Origin of the sequence: Sphaerotilus sp. FB-3 (assembly GCF_023706025.1) — a bacterium.
GTDB lineage: Bacteria > Pseudomonadota > Gammaproteobacteria > Burkholderiales > Burkholderiaceae_C > Sphaerotilus > Sphaerotilus sulfidivorans.
Genome location: NZ_BQWE01000057.1, coordinates 162,448 through 181,137, shown reverse-complemented (window position 1 = coordinate 181,137; position 18,690 = coordinate 162,448). Strand labels below are relative to the sequence as shown.

Here is an 18,690-nt window from a genome sequence, read left to right as displayed (position 1 = left end):
GGGCGCCGCGCTTTCCGCTATCGTCGCGGCCCATGAAGACCCGCGGCATCCATCTCCAGTACACCTTCGGCCCGCCGGACCAGCGCGGCGCCGACATCGGCAACCCGCTGTTCGATCTGCTCAGCGCGGTGCACGAATGCGGCTCGATCCAGCATGCGGCGCGTTCGCTGGGCGCCTCCTATCGCCATGTCTGGGGCGCGCTGAAACAGTGGGAGGAGGCGCTGGGCGAGCCGCTGGTCACCTGGGCCCAGGGCCAGCCGGCGCGGCTGACGCCCTTCGCCGACCGGCTGCTGTGGGCCGAGCGCCAGGCCCGCACCCGGCTGACCCCGCACATCGAGGCGCTGCGCGCCGAACTCGAGCGGGTGCTGGCCGACGCCTTCGACGGCACCCAGCAGGTGCTGACCATCCACGCCAGCCACGACCTCGCGCTGGCGCGGCTGCGCGAGCTGGCCAGCCAGGACGAGCGGCTGCACATCGAGCTGAAGTTCTCCGGCAGCCTGGACGCGCTGCGCTCGCTGGCCGAGGGACGCTGCCAGGTCGCCGGCTTTCATGTGCCGGCGCTCGGTCAGGCGGTGCCGCTGTTCTCGCAGGCGCTCAAGCCGCTGCTCAAGCCGGGCCGTCACAAGCTGATCGGCTGCACGCGCCGGATGCAGGGCCTGATGGTCGCGCCCGGCAACCCGCGCGGCGTGCACGAGCTGAGCGATCTGGCCGGCCGGGACCTGCGCTATGTGAACCGCCAGCCGGGATCGGCGACCCGGCTGCTGGCCGACCACCTGCTGGAGCGCGCCGGGCTGGATGCGGCCACGCTCGCCGGCTGGAACGAGGGCGCGGAGGACAGCCATCTGGCGGTGGCCGCCGCGGTGGCCTCGGGCCAGGGCGATGCGGGTCTTGGCATCGAGGCCGCGGCGCAGGCCTTCGGGCTGGACTTCGTGCCGCTGGTCGAGGAGGACTATTTTCTGGTCGGCCTGAAGGAGACGCTGGACCACCCGGCGGTGCAGCGCCTGGGCCAGGTGCTGCAGGGGCCGCGCTGGCGCGATCAGCTCGAGCGCCTGCCCGGCTATCACGCGGCCGAGCGCATCGGCGAGGTGCTGTCGCTGACCCGCGCGCTGCCCTGGTGGCACTACCGCAGGCCGCGCGCCTGAGACCGGGCCTGATTCAGCACCTTCTGCTCGTAGACCGGGTAGAGGTGCGCGACATTGCGCACGTACTCGGTGCGGAAGGCGGCCCACTGGCGGAATTCCTCGGGCACCGGTGCACGCAGCACCTCGTTCATGTCCCAGCCCTGCGCCGCCCAGGCGCTGAAGCTGCGGTCGATCCACTGCAGGAAGCGCCGGGTCTGCGCGATGCCCTCGGCCGCGCGCTCGGGGCCGATCTGCACCGGGCCGTGGCTGGGCACCAGCGTGCGCAGCCCCAGCGTCTGCAGCCGGTCCAGGCTCTGGAGCCAGCGCTCGACCCGGGCATGCGGCGTCGTCGGCACCCGCTGCACGAACACCAGCCCGCCGACGAAGGCCACGCCGCTGGCCCGGTCGATCAGCACCAGATCCGAGTCGGTGTGACCGCCCAGCTCGATCAGGTCGAAGGCGCGTCCGCCGACCGTCAGCGCGCCGAGGCCGCCTGTCGGCACCGCCAGGTCGGCATCCGGCGCCAGTGTCTCGGTGCCGCGCATCCAGTCGCCGCACAGCCGGTACAGATTGGTCTCGTAGGCCGAGGCCTCGCGGGCGATGCCGGCGCGCGTGACCGGCGTGGCCAGGCGTGGCACGTCGGCGAAGGCCTGGTTGCCGAGAAAGTAGTCCGGATGCAGGTTCAGGTGAACGACCCGCGCGACGCGCTGGCCGGTGGTGCGCTCGGCCAGCGCGCGCAGCTGCTGGCCGTGCAGCCGGCTGGTGCCGGTGTTGACCACCACCGTGCCCTCGGCGGTGGCGATCAGGCCGAGATTGATGATGTTGCAGCCATTGGCGACCGAGAAGTCGTCGTTGGCGCCCTCGACCACCCAGACGCCGTCGGCCAGCGAGCGCGCCTGCAGGCCGTAGTCGAGCCGGGCGACATCGACACGAGGTGCGGGTGCCGGCGCCTGTGCCGCGACCGGCGGCGTGGCGGTGGTCAGCAGCGCCGCCACGCCCAGCAGGACCGGCTGCAGAGCAGGGCGCAGGGCAGAAAACAGCTCAGGCATCGCGCTCTCCTCACTCCAGCCGCGCATCGATGCGGTTGCCGTTGTTGTCGGTGCCGACGATGCGCAGCGTGCCGGCCGGCTTCGAGGGAAAGTCGAACGAGAACACCGGGTTCTCGCTGACCGGCTCGTAGGTCTGCAGACGCAGCAGTTCGCGGTCGCCGCTGTCGCGCACGCTCAGCCGGTTGACATAGAAGGCCGGAATGCCGCCGACCAGGCCGGTGTCCATCGGGTGCATGATCTTCAGCCGCAGCCGGCTGCCGGTGGCGAGCTCCTCGGTGCCGGGCACCGGCGTGGCCTCGAAGACCCGGCCGCTGACCAGGCCGAGCGTCTGCGACCAGCTGCCGTCCTTGCGGGTGCTGCCGGGCACGGTGCAGCCGCCGCCGGCCGAGTCGACCCAGGTGCCGCCGATGTGCCAGACGCCGTCGGCGGTGCGCACTGCGGCGCGCACCGGGCTGGCCTGCTCGAGCTTGAAGCGGAAGGACACGCTGGGCAGCGCGCTGACCGGCTGGTACTCGAGCACCTTGCGGATCGGGTTGCGGTCGACCAGCACGACGATGCGCTCGATGCCGGGCAGGTCGCGCACCGACACGGTGATCGGCACGTTCATCGGATCCTCGGCGAAGGCCGGGCCCTTGACCTGCACCCGCTCGTCGAAGACGGTGCGCGCGTCGCGGCCAAGGAACTCGCGGCGCATGTCCGGCCAGGGATGCGACTGGTAGGGATCGCCCTCGAACAGGTCGGCCACGGTGGTGCCGGCCACCGCCGACAGCGTCGCCAGCGCGATGGCCAGCACCGCCGAGGCGAGCACAGGATGACGCGAGGAGAGGAACATCGAGGATCTCCGTTGCGGCTGACGAGGTGGCGAGGCGCCTCAGAACCGGCGCGAATAGCGCAGCGACACCAGCGCGCTGCGCCCGGCCGCCGGCTCGAAGTGGCGGCCGTTGGCGTCGTTGACGATCACGCTGCCGACGACGCGGCGGTCGGCCAGGTTGTCGATGCGCGCCAGCAGCTCCAGCGCACCCTCGGCATCCAGCGTCCAGCGGTGGCGGTAGCGCAGGCTGAACAGCGCATGTCCGGCGGCGAAGTCGCTGTTGAGGTCGTTCACCGCGGTGCGGCCGCGCGCCAGCGCCTCCAGGCCCCACTCGCCGTCGACGCTCCAGGGCGCGACGCCGGCCAGCTCGACGAAGCCCGAGGCCGGCTGGGTGCCGGCGATGCGATTGCCGGCCGGAACGGCAGCGGTGTTGGTGGCCGAACTCAGCGTGCAGGGCACGCCGGTGCAGGTGAGGAAGCCGTCCTGGTAGGACGCATGCAGCAGCGACAGCGCCATCTGCGCGCGCAGGCCCGGCTGCATCCGCCAGGCGCCGCCCAGCTCCAGGCCCCAGCGCCGGGTGGCGCCGACATTGCGGAAGGAGGAGCGGCCGCCCGCATTGGTCGCCACGCCGATCTCGTCGTCGGTGGCGATGTGGAACACGGTGGCGTCCAGCGAGAGCGCGCCCTCGCGCCACTTGGCGCCCAGCTCGATCTGGCGGCTGGTCTGCGCCTTCAGGTCGGTGTTGAAGCCGCTGGCCCCGTCGGGCCGGTAGGCCAGCTCGCCCAGCGTCGGCGATTCATGGCCGAGCGCGGCGGCCGCATGCAGCGTCCAGGCCGGGCTGGCCCGCCAGCGCAGGCCGGCCACCGGATTGGTGTAGCGGTAGCTCAGCTCGCCCGAATCGTCGCCATTGGCCAGGTAGCGGTCCGCCACCTGCATGCGCACCCGGCCGCTGCGCACGCCCGCGCTGGCCTGCCAGGCATCGGCCAGGGCCCAGTCGGCCTGGGCATAGGCCTCGCGGGTGTCGGCACGGTTGGTCTCGTCGCGGCGCAGCCGGCCCTGCACGCCCAGCACCTGGCTGGCACCGGTGCCGGTGTAGTTCTCGTGGCCCTGGCGATCGTCCTTCTGGCGCTCCAGGCTCAGGCCGGTGGTCAGGTCGACCCGGTCCCAGTGCCACAGCGCACGCGCATCGAGGCCGTCGTAATGGCGGTCGAAGTCGACCAGGCCGCCGCCGTGGCGGGCATTGGCCTGGGTGGCCGGCGCGATCGCCAGGAACTGGCTGACCCCGCGCGAGCCGGCATAGGCCGACACCCGGGTGCTCGAGAGCGCGCCGGCCGCGTCGAACTGGCGGGTCCAGCTCGCGCCGGCCTGGGTCTGGCGGATGGTCTTGCGGGTGTCGTACTGGGTGGCCACCGCGGCGGTCTGGTCCGGATCGGCCTCGAACTGGGCGCGGGTCAGGCCGAGCGGATCGTCGGCGGCCTGGTTCTGGTCGCTGAGGGCCAGGGTGATGCGGTCGCGCTCGCCCTTCCAGTTCAGCCGCAGGTTGGCCAGACGGCGCTCGGCGCCGCTCTGTGGCCGGAAACCGTCGATCGACATGTCCGAGAGGTTGCCCGACAGGTCCAGACCCTCGCCTAGCGGCGCGGCGAAGCCGACCCGGCCCTGGCGCAGGCCGGCGCTGCCGGCGTCCAGCCCGATCTCGAACCGGCGCTCGCGCACCGGCTTGGAGAACAGCGCGATCACGCCGCCGGAGGCATTGCCGTACAGCGCCGAGAACGGCCCGCGCAGCACCTCGACGCGCTCGGCGCCGGCGAGATCGAAATGTGCCGCCTGGCCCTGGCCGTCGGGCATGGTGGCCGGAATGCCGTCGGCATACAGGCGCAGGCCGCGCACGCCGAAGCCGGCACGTGCGCCGAAGCCGCGGCTGCTGATCTGCAGATCCTGGGCGTGGTTGTGGCGATTGGCCACCACCAGGCCGGGCACGCGCGCCATCGACTCCGACAGGTTGATCATCGGGCCGCTGTCGCGCAGCGCGCCTTCGCCGACCGCGCTGATCGCATAGGGCAGCTCGGCGAGGCGGCGCTCGCGGGTCGTGCCGGTGACGACCACCGGCTCCAGGTCGGCGGCGGCCGTGGTCGGGACGGTGGCGGCCGGCTGCGCGGCGACCGTGCAGGGCAGGGCGCTCAGCAGGGCCAGCATCAGCGGGGACAGCCGCGCCGGCGAGGCGAGGCGGCGAAGGGGGCTCGGGCGGATCATGAGGCGGGACAGGTCATTCTGGAATCCAGGGCATGGTCCGGATCCGTGACCCGCGCGGCCAGTCGGCATTTACCCGGTGCCGTGTCGTCGCCTCCGATCTGTACCGTGCGGGTGCGCCAGAAAGTGACAGTCGTGTTCATGGGCGTGTTCACGGGCGGAAGGGTCAAGACCACCGGAGGGTCTCCGATATCGACAGCACTGCCTGCACCGGACGCTGCCCTGCGCTCTTGCCACCATGAAGCCTGCTCTCCAAGACCGACTCTGCCTGCACCCTGCTGTCCGGTCGCTGTCGAGGCCCCGGCTGCCGCTGTCGATGCTGGCGCTGCTGCTGGGGGCTGGCCTGTCGCTGCAGGCGGGTGCGCAGTCCGGCGCCGGGGTCAAGGCGCTGGCCGAGCTCTCGCTCGAGGACCTGATGCGTGTCGAGGTGGTCAGCGCCGGGCGCGAGGCCGAGCGCCTGGCCGATGTGGCCGCGCCAGTCTTTGTCATCACCCGCGACGACATCGCCCGTACCGGGGTGCGCTCGCTGCCGGAAGTCCTGCGGCTGGCGCCGGGCGTGGATGTGGCGAGGCTGTCGGCCGGGCGCTGGGCGGTCGGGGTGCGGGGCGACACCGGCCGCTTCTCGAACAAGCTGCAGGTGCTGGTCGACGGGCGCAGCATCTATTCGCCCTTGTTCTCCGGCGTGCTGTGGGAGACGCATCAGGTGCCGCTGGGCGAGATCGAGCGCATCGAGATCATTCGCGGCCCGGCCGGTGCGGTCTGGGGGGCCAATGCGGTCAACGGCGTGATCAACATCATCACCCGGCCGGCGGACGGCGGCGGGCGTGCCGCCCGGATCGAGGCGGTCGATGACGGCTCGCTGCGGCTGGGCCTGCGTGCCGGCCAGAGGCTCGACGACGATGCCGGCGGATGGCGTGCCCATGCGCAGGTCGAGCGCCAGTCCGCCTCCGAGGCTCAGGCGGGCGGCCAGGCGCATGACGCCACCCGCGCCGCCACCGCCGGGCTGCGCCTGGAGCGCCGCATCGATGCACGCACCCGGCTGGACCTGCAGGCCCAGGTCGAGCAGTCCCGGGTCGAGGACACCCGGCTGCGCCAGATCGTGCGCCCGCCCTACCGGCAGGAGGTCCCGACCCATCAGGACTATGACCGCGCCTACCTGAGCGGTGCGCTGGAGCACCGGCTGCACGGCGGCTCCTCGCTGAAGCTGACCGGGCTGCTGATGGCCGAGCAGGGCGGCGAGGCCGGCTTCGTGCAGATGCGCAGCCGCACCGCCGACCTGGAGGTCGAGCAGTCCTGGCGGCCCGAGGGCTCCGGCCACCAGCTCACCTGGGGCGGCGGGCTGCGACATCACCGCGACCACAACGAATCCCTGGGCGATGGCAGCTTCACGCCGGCGCGGCGCGAGATGAACGACTGGCGCCTGTTCGCGCAGGACCGCTGGACCTCCGACAGCGGGCGGCTGGTGGCGGTGGGCGGGCTGCGTGTCGACCACACCTTCTTCGGCGGCACCCGCACGCAGCCGAGCCTGGCGCTGTCCTGGCGGCCGAGCGACGAGAACCTGACGCTCTGGTCCTCGGTGTCGCGTGCGGTGCGGGTGCCCTCGCGCGGCGAGAACGATGCGAATGTGGCGGTGGCGGTGATTCCGCCCGGACAGATGGGCAATCCGCTGCCGGTGCGGGTGCTGGCCAGCAGCGCCAGCGGTCAGGTGGTGGAGTCGGTGCGTGCCTTGCAGCTCGGGGCACGGCGCCGCTGGGGCGAGCAGCTTGCGCTCGATGCGGTGCTTTTCCGCCACGACTACGATCCGCTGAGCTTCAATCCGGCCGGACTGACCGGGGCCGAGCTGTCGATGTTCCCGCAGCCGCATCTCGACGCCTCGCTGCGGCGGGTGCCTGGCCGGGCCCGGGTCAGCGGCCTGGAGCTGTCGCTCGACTGGCATCCGCTGCCCTCGCTGCGCCAGCAGTTCAGCGGCGCCTGGAGCCGTGGCGAGGAGTTCCCGGCTGCCGCCGGCGACAGCGCGCGGCTGCGCGAGCGTCTGCCCACGCGCCTGCTGTCCTGGCGCACCTCGATCGATCTCACGCCGCATCTCGGCCTGGATGTCTGGGTGCGTCACACCGCCGCACGCGGCAGCGCCAGCACCGGCACCCGGGTGGATGCGCGCACCGTGCTCGACCTCAGCACCCGCTGGGCGGTCAGCCGCGATGTCACGCTGAGCCTGCGGGCCTGGAACCTGGGCGCCGCGAAGGCGGTGGAAATCCACCCGGATCTGGGCTATTCGCAGGCCGTCATCAGCAGTCCGGGCGTCGGCCTGCGCGCCGAGATGATCTTCTGAGCCCTCCTCGTCGCCATCGCTGCACCGACCGCCGCACCCCGCACACCGCGATGAGAGCTGCCCTGTTCCCGCTCGTGACCGCGCTGGCCGTCGCGGTGCTGGCGCCGCTGCGCAGCGCACAGGCCGGCTCGGACGAGGCGACGGTGCAGGCGGCCTTCGTCGCCAATTTCGCGCGCTTCACCCAGTGGCCTGCGGCCGTCTCGCCCCAGCGCCAGGGCGTGATGCAGCTGTGCCAGTATGGTCAGCGCGAGGATCTGGAGCAGGCGCTGCGTGCGCTGCAGGGCCGGCCGCTGCAGGGCGCGAGCGTGCAGTGGCGCCAGATCCAGCGGGCCGAGGAGGCGCGCGGCTGCCATCTGCTGTTCGTCACCGAGCCCGGTCTGGCGCTGGTGGCGCTGACCGGCCAGCCGGTGCTGACCGTCAGCGACCAGCCCGGCTTCGTGCAGCGCGGCGGCATGATCGGGCTGCTGCGCCACGGCGGCCGGCTGCGCTTCGAGATCCATCTGGGTGCGGCCAGCCAGGCGGGGCTGAAGCTGTCCTCCGATCTGCTGTCGCTGGCGGTCGGCGTGATCGAGACACCGCAGCGGCGCGAGGGCGCGCCATGATCGGCACGCTGCCGTTCCGGATCCGCCGTCGCTTCGCGCTGCTGCCGCTGCGCAGCAAGCTCGGCCTGCTGGTGGTCGGCTCGACGCTGCTGGCCTCGCTGCTGCTGTTCGTGGTCGTCACGGTGATGGAATACCAGACTTCGCGCCAGCGGGTCGAGGAGCGCGGCCAGGCGCTGGCCCAGGTGCTGGCGCAGAACACCCGTGCGGCGCTGGCCTTTGCCGACGCGGCCGCCGCGCAGCGGGTGCTCGAGGCGCTCGGCCAGGTGGCCGAGGTGCGCTGGGCGGTGCTGGGCGATGCGCGCGGCGTCGTGTTCGCGCACTACCTGGCGCCGGGCGAGCAGATGCCGGACGCCGCCCACATGCTGGCGCTGCAGGCGGGCATCACCGACGCGGCCCGTGCCCATGCGGTGGCGTCGATCGAGCTCGACGGCGCGCCGCTGGGCCGGCTGCTGCTGTGCATCGATGCGACGCCGACCTTCAGCGCCACCGCGCTGCGCGCGCTGCTGGTGCTGCTGGGCGCGACGCTGATCGGCGGGCTGGCCGCGGCCGCGGCGATCGCCGGCCAGGACGGTGTGGTGCGACCGATCGTGGCCCTGGCCGATGTGATGCGCACCGTCTCCCACACCCATGCCTACGCCACCCGGGTCAGCACCGACCGTGACGACGAGGTCGGTCAGCTCTACGCCGGCTTCAATCGCCTGCTCGAGGAGCTGGAGGTGCGCGAGGCGATGCTGAAGAAGCAGCAGCAGCGCCTGTTCACGCTGGCGCATGTCGATGCGGTCACCGGGCTGAGCAATCGGCACCATTTCCGGCTGCTGCTCGACGAGGCGCTGGCCGCGGTCGACACCCACGGGTTTGCGGTGCTGTGCCTGGACCTGGACCGCTTCAAGACGGTCAACGATGCACTGGGCCATGATGTCGGCGACCGGCTGCTGAGCTGCGTGGGCGAGCGCCTGCGCGCCCTGGCCCGCGCGGGCGACCCGGTGGCGCGGCTCGGCGGCGACGAGTTCGCGGTGGTGCTGCGCGATGTGCGCTCGCCCGAGGAGGCGGCCGGCTTCGCCGCGCGGGTGCTGGCCGCGCTGTGCCAGCCGGTCGACATCGACGGGCTCACGGTGCCGATGGGCGTGAGCGTCGGCATCGCGCTGGCGCCGGCCGACGGCCGCCTGCCCGATCAGCTGCTGAAGAACGCCGACCTGGCGCTCTATGCCTCGAAGGCCGGCGGGCGCGGGCGCGCCAGCTTCTACTCGCCCCACATGAGCACCGGGGTGGTCCGTCGCCTGCAGCTCGAGCGGGCGCTGCGCAATGCCATCGCGCTGCGCCAGCTCTCGGTGGTGTTCCAGCCGCAGCTCGATCTGGACGGGGACCGGGTGGTCGGCTTCGAGGCGCTGGTGCGCTGGCGCCATCCCGATCTGGGCCAGGTCTCGCCGGCCGAATTCATCGCGGTGGCCGAGGATGCCGGCCTGATCAACGAGATCGGCGAGTGGGTGCTGCTGCAGTCCTGCCGCATCGCTGCGCAGTGGTCACAGCCGCTGTCGGTGGCGGTCAATCTCTCGGCGGTGCAGGTGATGACCCAGGATCTGCCGGCGCTGGTGGAGCGGGCGCTGCGCCAGTCGGGCCTGCCGGCGGCGCGGCTGGAGGTCGAGATCACCGAGTCGGTGCTGCTCAACGAGACCGAGGCGACGCTGGCGCAGCTGCACGGCCTGAACCGGCTGGGCGTGCGCATCGCGCTCGACGACTTCGGCACCGGCTACTCGTCGATGGCCTATCTGCGCCGCTTCCCCTTCGACAAGCTGAAGATCGACCGCTGCTTCGTCCAGGCGCTGACCCGCGATCCTCAGGCCCGGGTGATCGTGCGCGCGATCATCGACATGGCCACCGGCCTGCGCATGGCCACCCTGGCCGAGGGCGTGGAGACGCCCGACGAGCTCGAGGCGCTGCGTGCCGAGGGCTGCACGCTGGTGCAGGGCTATCTGGTGGCGCCGCCGCTGCCGGTCGAGCAGGTCGAGCCCTTCCTGGCGCGTCACGCGGCCTCGGGCCTGGCGGTCTGAAGGTCGGGGCCGGTCGTGGCCACGCCGGTGATCCAGCCCTCGAGCGGATCGACCGCCGCCGGCAGGCCGAAGCCGGGCGCCTGGCTGGCCTGCGCGGCCTGCAGCAGGCACAGCACCGCATCCAGCCGGTCGCCACGGGCGTCCTCGAGCAGCGCGGTGCGCTGCTCGGCATCGATCTGCAGGCCTTCGTCCTGCTCCAGCGCCTGCACCAGCGTCTGGCGCGCCTGGCGCCGGCCCTCGTCCTGGCGGGCCGGGTCGTCGCTCTTGTAGCTGCGTCGGCCCAGCACCGCGCGGGCGCTGCGCCCGGGATAGCCCTCCAGCGCGATGCGGCTGCGGTCGCCCTCATGCAGGCCGGGCAGATGGCAGCCGGCATCGAGCAGGGCCGGCGCGCCCGCATGCAGCATGAAGGCCACCGGCGGGTTGACCCATTTCATCGACGGCGAGGCGCCGGCCGGCCGGTCGCAGGCCCGGTGCGCGAACTTCGCGCCCGCCGGCCGGGCGGCGCAGAAGGCGGCAAAGGCGGCGCGGATCTCCTGGCGTGACAGGCGCCGGTAATGGTCGATCAGCGCCGCCCAGCTGCCGCTCGGCCAGCCCAGCGTCTCGACCAGTTCGCGCGGCAGGCCGAAGGGCAGGTCGAAGGCGCCCAGCCAGGGGCCGGGCTCGGTCAGCAGGCAGGAGAAGTCAGCCGGATCGGACAGCTCGCGCAGCCGGTCCAGACGCAGCCGGCCCGACGCATCGCACCGGTGGCCTTCGGCCACGACGATCGGCTTGCGCCGGTCGGGCCGGCTGCTGAAGTCGACGCCCAGCAGGCGCAGGCGCGGCGAAGGCTCAGCCGCCGGCACGCCCGACGATCGAGGCGGTGGCGATCAGCTCCTCGAGCATCGCCATCGAGGCCCGGCCCGGCACGGTGAAGGGATCGAGCACCGGGCGGGCGCTGTACTTCAGCACGATCGACGGATTGACCCGCGTCAGATTGACCACGCCCATCGTCCAGCCGGAGAAGCGCCGCTCGGCGATCTCCTCGAAATGCAGCAGCGTCACGTCATGGTGGCGGCTGTCGCGCACGATCGAGCCGTAGAGCCGGTTGACCGCATCGCGCCCGCCCTCGAGCACCTGCATGAAGACATCGCCGCCGTGGCACAGGATGCCGGTGATGCCCTGCGTCGGATTGCGGGTGCGCGACTGCGCCAGGATCGCGTCGATCGTCTCGGGGCTGACCGCGGTGGCGCGGCTGGCATACAGAAGACGGACCATCATCGGGAATTCCTCTTCGCCCGGGAAGGGCAGTGGCAGGCGGTGGCAGGCGGTTGGGGGGCTGCGGTGCGGCCGGGCTCAGCCCTTGCGCTGGCCCAGCAGCGACAGGAACTCGCGGCGCAGGTTCGGATCCTTCAGGAAGGCGCCGCGCATCACGCTGTTGATCATCTTCGAGTCCAGATCGCGCACGCCGCGCCAGCCCATGCAGAAATGGTCGGCCTCCATGACCAGCGCCAGGCCGTCGGGCTGCATCTTGTTGCTGAGCAGGTCGGCGACCTGGATGATCGCCTCTTCCTGGATCTGCGGGCGGCTCATCACCCATTCGGCCAGGCGGGCGTACTTCGACAGGCCGATCAGCGCCGAGTGCTCGTTGGGCAGGATGCCGATCCACAGCTTGCCGATGATCGGGCACAGGTGGTGCGAGCAGGCACTGCGCACGGTGATCGGCCCGACGATCATCAGCTCGCCCAGACGCTCGGCGTTGGGGAACTCGGTGACCGGCGGCTGCGGCTCGTAGCGGCCGCGGAAGACCTCCTTCAGGTACATCTTGGCGACGCGGCGCGCGGTGTCCTGGGTGTTGTGATCGCTCTCGGTGTCGATCACCAGGCTGCGCAGCACGCCCGACATCTGGCCGGCGACCTCGTCGAGCAGCGCGTCGAGTTCGCCCGGGCGGATGAAGTCGGCGATGTTGTCGTTGGCGTGGAAGCGCCGGCCGGAGGCGCGGATGCGCTCGCGGATCACCGTCGAGATCGGCCGGCCCTCGTCATCCGGTCGGTCCTGCGGCGGGGTCGGAAGGCTCATGGCGCGGCGGGAGTCGTCGTTGTCTTGCACGTCTGTCTTTCAGGTCTCGGTCGCCATGCTAGCAGCGAGGTCATCCCCCCGCATGGCGAGCGGTCGGTCGAACACAAAACCACACTTCGGTGCGGGCGAGAGACTCCGGGTTTGCGAGAATCGACCCGCAAAGGATGTCCTGCCCATGTCTCGTCCGCCGCTGATCGGCATTTCCGCCCGCATCTATTTTCCGGCCGCGCCGGTGGCCGACATCGGCGGCGTCTTCACCCGCACGCTGCACTATCTGGAGCAGTCGGTGGCGCACTGGATCCTGGGCGGGCGGGCGCTGGCGGTGATGATTCCCGCCATCGAGAGCCAGGGCATGCTCGCGCGCAGCGAGATGAGCCTGGCCGAATACGCCAGTCAGCTCGACGGCCTGGTGCTGCAGGGCGGCAACGACATCGCGCCCGAGAGCTATGGCGAGACGCCGCTGCGCCCGGAGTGGAGCGGCGACCGGGTGCGCGACCGCTACGAGATCGACCTGTTCGACGCCTTCGTCAGCGCGGGCAAGCCGGTGGTGGGCATCTGCCGCGGCTGCCAGCTGATCAATGTGGCGCTGGGCGGCACGCTCTACCAGGACATCCCGAGCCAGCGGCCCTCCGAGGTGCAGCACCTGCATGTGCAGCAGTACGACCGCCAGTTCCATGATGCCGAGATCCTGCCCGGCTCCGGGCTGGCGCGGCTCTATCCGGGTGTGCAGCGCACGACGATCAACTCGATCCACCATCAGGCGGTGAAGGACCTGGGGCGCGATCTGGTGGTCGAGGCACGCTCGGTGCCCGACGGACTGGTCGAGGCGATCCGCTGGCGCGGCCCCAGCCTGGTCTTCGGCATGCAATGGCATCCGGAGTTCATGGCCCAGGACCAGCATCACCCGTCGCAGCTCGACGGCCGGCCGATCCTCGAGGAGTTCCTGGCCGCCTGCCTCAGGCGCCGAGGCTGAGGCCGACTCCGGCGCTGGCGCCTGCACTGGCACGGCCGCGCACCAGCAGCGCCTCCAGCTCGGTGGCGGCCATCGGCCGGCCGAGCAGATAGCCCTGCATCTCGTCGCAGCCCAGGCGGGTCAGCATCTCGTGCTGCGCGCCGGTCTCGACGCCCTCGGCGACGATGCGCAGGTTCATCTTGCGTGCCATCGCGACGATGGCCTCGACGATGGCGATGTCGTCGCTGTCGTCCGGGATGCCGTCGACGAAGGAGCGGTCGATCTTGAGCCGCTGCAGCGGGAAGCGCTTCAGGTAGGCCAGGCTGGAGTAGCCGGTGCCGAAGTCGTCGACCGAGAGCTGCACGCCGATGCCGCGCAGCGCATGCAGCAGCGTCATCGTGCCGGCCGGATCCTCCATCATGCTGGACTCGGTGATCTCCAGCTCGAGGTACGCGGCCTCCAGGCCGCTGCGGCGCAGCTCCGAGCGCACCGTCTGGTCCAGACCCCGGCGCTGCAGCTAGCGCACCGACAGGTTGACCGCCACCCGCATCTCCGGATGGCCCTGCCGCTGCCACTGCCGCACCTGCCGGCAGGCCTCGCCGAGCACCCAGTCGCCCAGCGGGTGGATCAGGCCGCTTTCCTCTGCGATCGGGATGAACTCGGCCGGGCTGATCATGCCGCGCTGCGGATGGGGCCAGCGCAGCAGCGCCTCGACGCCGACGAGCCGGCCGCAGGCATCGAACTGCGGCTGGTAGTGCAGGCACAGCTCGTTGCGGTCGATCGCATGGCGCAGGTCGTTCTCCAGGCGCAGCCGGGCATGCGCCTGCCGGTCCATTTCCGGGCTGAAGAAGCAGTAGGTGCTGCGGCCGGCCGCCTTGGCGCGGTAGAGCGCGGTGTCGGCGTACTTCAGCAGCAGATGCTCGTCATGGCCGTCGCGCGGATACAGGCTCACGCCGAGACTGGCGCTCACATGCAGATCGTGGCCATCGATCAGGAAGGCCTCTTCGAACGCGCGGACCAGTTCCTCGGCGGTCTGCGCGATCTGGGCTGCCTCGGTCTGATCCTCGATCAGCACCAGGAACTCGTCGCCGCCGAGTCGCGCCAGCGTGACCTCCGGCGGCAGCTGCTGGCGCAGCCGCAGTGCCACCTGGCACAGCAGCTCGTCGCCGACCAGATGGCCGAGCGTGTCGTTGATGTTCTTGAAGCGGTCCAGGTCGATGAAGATCACCGCGAGCATGCGGCCGCGGTGGCGCGCCATGCGCAGCCCCTGCTCGAGCCGGTCGAGCACCAGCGAGCGGTTGGGCAGGCCGGTCAGCGCATCGTGATAGGCCATGTGCTGGATGCGCAGCTCCTGCAGATGCTGCTCGGTCACGTCCTGCGCGATGCTGGCGCGGCGCACGGTGCGGCTGCGCTCGTCCTGCACCGCGAAGCTGCGCAGATGCACATAGCGCACCTCGCCGGAGGGCTTGATGACCCGGAAGCGGGTATCGTAGTTGTCCCGGTCGGCGGCGCCGGCGCGGATCTCGCGCAGCGCGCGCTCGCGGTCCTCGGGATGAATGTGCGCGGTCCAGGCATGCCAGTCGTCCAGCAGGCCGGCTGCGGGCAGGCCCCAGATCCGCTCGATCGCCGGGCTGATGTACAGCAGCCGCCCCGCGACCGGGTCGCTGAGCCAGACCACATCGTCGATGGCGTCGGCCAGCTCGCGCAGCCGGCGTTCGCTCTCGGCCAGCGCGCGGCGCTCGCGTTCGAGCTGGACCCGCAGGCAGGCGGACTCCAGCGCGATGTGCAGGCGCGGCATCGCCAGGTCGCGCTTGACCAGGTAGTCGTGCGCACCGAGACGGATGGCCTGCGCGGCGGCCTCCTCGTCACCCTGGCCGGTGACGACGACGATCGGCAGGTCCAGGCCGCGCACCTCGCGGATCTCGTGCAGCAGCTCGAGCGCGTTCATGCCCGGCAGCAGATAGTCGAGCAGCAGCGCGTCGACCGGGCCGAGCCCGTCGGGGCTGCCGTGCTCGAGCGCGGCCAGCACCGCCTCGCCGCTGCCGACCACATCGAGCAGGATGTGCGGTGCCTGCTGGCGCAGGCGGCGGCGCAGCAGGTCGACATCGCTGGCGGTGCGCTCGGCATAGAGCACATGCAGCACCTGGGCCGGCGCATGGTCGGGCCGCTCGAGCCGGCGCTGGCGGGCCGCGGCGATGGTCTGGGTCAGCGTGTCGAGATAGCGGGTGTCCTTGACGATGTAGTCGTCGGCGCCGCTGCGCAGCGCGCGCACCGCTGCCTCCTCGTCGCCGCAGCCAGTCAGCAGCAGCACCGTGGTGCCGGGCCGGCTGTGACGGACCTGCGCCACCAGCTCGATGCCGTTGCCATCGGGCAGGTTCATGTCGATCAGCAGCACGTCGCAGGGGCGGGCGGCATCGGCCAGCAGCGCGCGCGCCTGCTCGAGCGTGCCGGCCAGCTGCAGCTGCATCTGCGGGGCCTGCTGCGCCAGCATCCGGCGGGTCAGGTCGGCATCGAGCGGGTTGTCCTCGACGTAGATCAGGTTCATGGGTCTTGGCCGCCGATGCTGCCGGCGGCAGGGGGAAATTCGAGCACGAAGGTGGCGCCGCGTCCCGGCTCTGCGCGGGCGTGAATGCGGCCGTTCATGCGCTCCATCGCCTTGCGCACGATCGCCAGGCCGATGCCGGTGCCGGGATAGTCCTCGACCCGATGCAGGCGCTGGAAGATCTCGAAGATGCGGTCGTGATAGCGCATGTCGAAGCCGATGCCGTTGTCGGCGATCGTCAGCTCGGTGCCGCCGCCAGGCGCCTCGAGCGGTCGCGCGGTGATCGTGATCTGGCAGGGCCGGTCCGGGCGTCTGAACTTGATAGCGTTGTCGAGCAGGTTGCGCAGCACCAGCAGCAGGCCGCGCCGCTCGCCGCGCACCGACAGCGTGCCGGTGTCGATGCGGATCTCGGCGGCCTGGCGGCGCAGGCTGTCGTCCAGCTCCGCCAGCGCCTCGTCGATCAGGCCGCGCAGCGGCAGCGCCACCAGGGTCGGACGCAGCCGCTCGACACGCGAGTAGGCCAGCAGATCCTCGATCAGCTGGCTCATCTGGCGGGCCGCCTGGCGGATGTTGTCGATGAAGAGCCGGCCCTCGTCGTCGAGCTGGTCGCGCTTCTCGGCCAGCAGGAGCCGGCTGTAGCCGTCGAGCCCGCGCAGCGGCGCCTTCAGGTCATGCGAGACCGAATAGGTGAAGCGCTCCATTTCGCGGTGCTTGGCCTCGAGCTCCGCGGTGCGCTCGCGAACCCGCTGCTCCAGGCCGGCATGCATCGCCTCGAGCTGCTGTTCCGCCCGCTTGCGCGCGCTGATGTCGAGCAGATAGCCGTAGGCGCCGGGCCGCCCGGTCGCGTCGATCTCCACCGTGGCCCGCGCTTCATGCCAGACCGGGCCCCGCAAGGGGTGCATCAGGCGGAACTCGTGATGGAAGTCGGTCAGATGAAGAGCGGCCTCGCGCATCGCCTGCGCCAGGGCATCGCGATCCTGAGCGTGCACATGCGGCAGCACTCGGAAGTCCGGCGCGGCCAGCTCGTGCTCGTCGCGGCCGAAGGCGCCGGGCCGCCCGGTCGCGTCGATCTCCACCGTGGCCCGGGCTTCATGCCAGACCGGGCCCCGCAAGGGGTGCAGCAGGCGGAACTCGTGATGGAAGTCGGTCAGATGAAGTGCGGCCTCGCGCATCGCCTGCGCCAGGGCATCGCGATCCTGAGCGTGCACATGCGGCAGCACCCGGAAGTCCGGCGCGGCCAGCTCGTGCTCGTCGCGGCCGAAGGCCCGGCACAGGCCGGGCGAGATGATGGTGAAGCGCAGCCGCGCCGGTGCGCCGTCGAGCTCCAGCGCGAACGGCGCGCCCGGCGACAAGCGCATGAAGCGCGCCAGCAGCCAGTCCGCCTGCTGGCGCTCCGGGCCGCCGAGCTCCTCGAACTGCCACAGGCGCAGGCCGGCGTGGCGCAGGCCGACGCGCAGCATCGCCCGAGGCGACAGGCCGGCAGGTGCGCCGATCTCCAGCCGCAGCGGCAGCCGTTGCGCCACCGTCGTCTCTGTCTGCGGGTCCGCGGAGGGTTCGGCCAGCAAGGCCTGGAGTGCCTTCTGATGCTCGGCGCCGATCAGCGTGCACATCGCCCGCCCCGGCTGCAGTCCGGGGCCGAACAGCTGCGCCGCCGCGGTGTTGAAGCCGCGCACCAGGCCGTCGCCGTCGTCCACCAGGACGGCGGCATCGGGCACGAGCGCAGCCAGCAGGTCAGGGGGCACGGTGGCGGACATGAGAACCGGAATCGAGTCGAAAAGATGAAAGATGTCGCAGAACGCGAGTCTGGCGGCAGTCTCGCATGGATGCCCGGTGATCTTTCGCGGATTGCCCGGGGTCAGGCATGAAAAACCTTCCGGTACCTCTGTCAACACCGGGTCAGGCCGGAACGCTGCAATCGCCGAAGTGTGATCTGATCAGGGCTGGCTGATGGTTTCTTGACCGTTGGCCTTGACTTCCGACTCCAAGAACAGGGTTTGCCCGCATGACGGCTGCCCACGATCCCCATGAAATCTGTTCCCCTTTTCTGCCTCGGCAGGTGCGTCGAGGTCCGTGATGTCCTCTGATCCGCGTTCTCTGCGTCGCCGCGCCGCGGCATTGGTGCTTCAGCCGCTGCTCCATGAGGCGGCCCTGCATGAAGCACTGTGGCTCCAGCACGACACCATGCGGGCCGATCAGGTCTCCGACATCATCGCCTTCGTCGATCGCCTGGCGGCGCAGCATCTCTTCGATGCGGCCACCGTCAAGCGGCTCTACAGCGACTTCTACAAGGCCCTGCGCGAACGCGAGGACCGGCTGCCGGCCGATCCCTGGCCGCAGATGCAGGCGGCCCGCGCCGCAGCCCAGCCGCCGGCGCCGGTCATGCCGCCCGCGCCGGTGGCGGCACCCATCGCGCCGGCTGCACCGGTCATCAATCCGGTCGAGCGCGCCTTGCAGGCCGCGCGCGACGAGGGCCGGGTGCCGCCGGCGCCTGCGGCCACGCCGCCCCGGGCGCCGGAGAGCGAGCCGGCCGCGGTGCTGTTCGGCGTGCTGGTCGGCTCGGTGGTGGCCGAGGTGCAGCGCTTCCATGTCGAGGCGCTCGACGAGGTGCGTCGCGACGTGCTGCGCCGTGCCGACACCGCCGCGGCGTCGCCTTCGCTGCGCCTGGCCTTCCGCGCCGCCTGGAGCCGGCCGCTCGACAGCGACTGGCGCCTGCCCGGCCCGGCCGGCGATCTGGCCGATCTGGTGCGGGTGCTGCATGTGGCGCTGGTCGATGCCTTCGGCCGCAATGGCGCCGAGCAGATCCTTGGCCGTGCGCTGCGCACCGCCGAGGCCCATCCCGAGGCGGCGCACTTCGCGCCGCGCCAGCTGCTCGAGACGATCGCGGGGCTGCGCCTGTGATGTCCGCTGTCCTGTCTTCCGTCCTGGAGTGATGAT

General features: G+C 71.6%; 13 protein-coding genes and 1 pseudogene. 6 read left to right on the top strand and 8 right to left on the bottom strand.

The features are described 5' to 3' along the window. The first annotated feature begins 32 nt into the window (after window positions 1-32). Complete coding sequence (locus NFT33_RS17465) at window positions 33-1,142, top strand: substrate-binding domain-containing protein (RefSeq protein WP_251677219.1); 1,110 nt, start codon at window positions 33-35, stop codon at window positions 1,140-1,142. Here the strand turns inward: NFT33_RS17465 and NFT33_RS17460 are convergent. From NFT33_RS17460 to NFT33_RS17450, 3 genes are read right to left on the bottom strand one after another with little or no spacing between them, the layout of a single operon-like run. Beyond that, window positions 1,121-2,170 carry a quinoprotein relay system zinc metallohydrolase 1 gene (locus NFT33_RS17460; protein ID WP_251677217.1) on the bottom strand — a complete coding sequence of 350 codons (1,050 nt, stop codon included), beginning with the start codon at window positions 2,168-2,170 and terminating at the stop codon, window positions 1,121-1,123. The two genes, NFT33_RS17465 and NFT33_RS17460, sit on opposite strands and share 22 nt — an antisense overlap. 10 nt (window positions 2,171-2,180) lie before the next feature. Then, window positions 2,181-3,002, bottom strand: coding sequence for a quinoprotein dehydrogenase-associated SoxYZ-like carrier (locus NFT33_RS17455; protein WP_251677215.1), 822 nt, complete (start codon window positions 3,000-3,002; stop codon window positions 2,181-2,183). Window positions 3,003-3,041: 39 nt separating this feature from the next. Beyond that, window positions 3,042-5,231, bottom strand: a complete 2,190-nt coding sequence (locus NFT33_RS17450) for a TonB-dependent receptor family protein (protein WP_251677213.1) — start codon at window positions 5,229-5,231, stop codon at window positions 3,042-3,044. Between the two features lie 235 nt (window positions 5,232-5,466). Here NFT33_RS17450 and NFT33_RS17445 point away from each other — a divergent pair, with 235 nt between their 5' ends. Genes NFT33_RS17445 through NFT33_RS17435 form a run of 3 tightly spaced genes read left to right on the top strand, consistent with a single transcriptional unit; the run spans window position 5,467 to window position 10,207 of the window. Beyond that, complete coding sequence (locus tag NFT33_RS17445) at window positions 5,467-7,557, top strand: TonB-dependent receptor plug domain-containing protein (RefSeq protein ID WP_251677211.1); 2,091 nt, start codon at window positions 5,467-5,469, stop codon at window positions 7,555-7,557. A 50-nt stretch (window positions 7,558-7,607) separates the two neighbouring features. Further along, on the top strand, window positions 7,608-8,159 hold the full coding sequence (locus NFT33_RS17440) for a YfiR family protein (RefSeq protein WP_220785742.1): 552 nt from the start codon (window positions 7,608-7,610) through the stop codon (window positions 8,157-8,159). Then, window positions 8,156-10,207, top strand: coding sequence for a putative bifunctional diguanylate cyclase/phosphodiesterase (locus NFT33_RS17435; RefSeq protein WP_251677209.1), 2,052 nt, complete (start codon window positions 8,156-8,158; stop codon window positions 10,205-10,207). The genes NFT33_RS17440 and NFT33_RS17435 overlap by 4 nt, the downstream gene beginning before the upstream one ends. Here the strand turns inward: NFT33_RS17435 and NFT33_RS17430 are convergent. The 3 genes from NFT33_RS17430 to folE all read right to left on the bottom strand — a co-directional run bounded on the left by NFT33_RS17430 (window position 10,180) and on the right by folE (window position 12,262). Then, window positions 10,180-11,049: a DUF429 domain-containing protein gene (locus NFT33_RS17430; RefSeq protein WP_149503044.1), complete on the bottom strand. Its 870-nt coding sequence runs from the start codon at window positions 11,047-11,049 to the stop codon at window positions 10,180-10,182. The genes NFT33_RS17435 and NFT33_RS17430 overlap by 28 nt on opposite strands. Beyond that, entirely contained in the window at window positions 11,036-11,464 is a 429-nt protein-coding gene (locus tag NFT33_RS17425) for a BLUF domain-containing protein (protein WP_149503045.1), read from the bottom strand. The genes NFT33_RS17430 and NFT33_RS17425 overlap by 14 nt, the downstream gene beginning before the upstream one ends. Before the next feature lie 75 nt (window positions 11,465-11,539). Next, window positions 11,540-12,262: a GTP cyclohydrolase I gene (gene folE, locus NFT33_RS17420; RefSeq protein WP_251677207.1), complete on the bottom strand. Its 723-nt coding sequence runs from the start codon at window positions 12,260-12,262 to the stop codon at window positions 11,540-11,542. Between the two features lie 175 nt (window positions 12,263-12,437). Here folE and NFT33_RS17415 point away from each other — a divergent pair, with 175 nt between their 5' ends. Further along, complete coding sequence (locus NFT33_RS17415) at window positions 12,438-13,235, top strand: gamma-glutamyl-gamma-aminobutyrate hydrolase family protein (RefSeq protein WP_149503047.1); 798 nt, start codon at window positions 12,438-12,440, stop codon at window positions 13,233-13,235. Here the strand turns inward: NFT33_RS17415 and NFT33_RS17410 are convergent. Both NFT33_RS17410 and NFT33_RS17405 read right to left on the bottom strand, forming a co-directional pair. Beyond that, a pseudogene (locus tag NFT33_RS17410) lies at window positions 13,219-15,759 on the bottom strand (two-component system response regulator). The gene NFT33_RS17415 and the pseudogene NFT33_RS17410 sit on opposite strands and share 17 nt — an antisense overlap. Further along, on the bottom strand, window positions 15,756-17,510 hold the full coding sequence (locus NFT33_RS17405; RefSeq protein WP_251677205.1) for a sensor histidine kinase: 1,755 nt from the start codon (window positions 17,508-17,510) through the stop codon (window positions 15,756-15,758). The pseudogene NFT33_RS17410 and the gene NFT33_RS17405 overlap by 4 nt, the downstream one beginning before the upstream one ends. Window positions 17,511-17,937: 427 nt before the next feature. On the opposite strand from NFT33_RS17405, the gene NFT33_RS17400 reads away from it, so the two are divergent. Next, window positions 17,938-18,654, top strand: a complete 717-nt coding sequence (locus tag NFT33_RS17400; RefSeq protein ID WP_251677203.1) for a hypothetical protein — start codon at window positions 17,938-17,940, stop codon at window positions 18,652-18,654. Window positions 18,655-18,690: the final 36 nt, after the last annotated feature.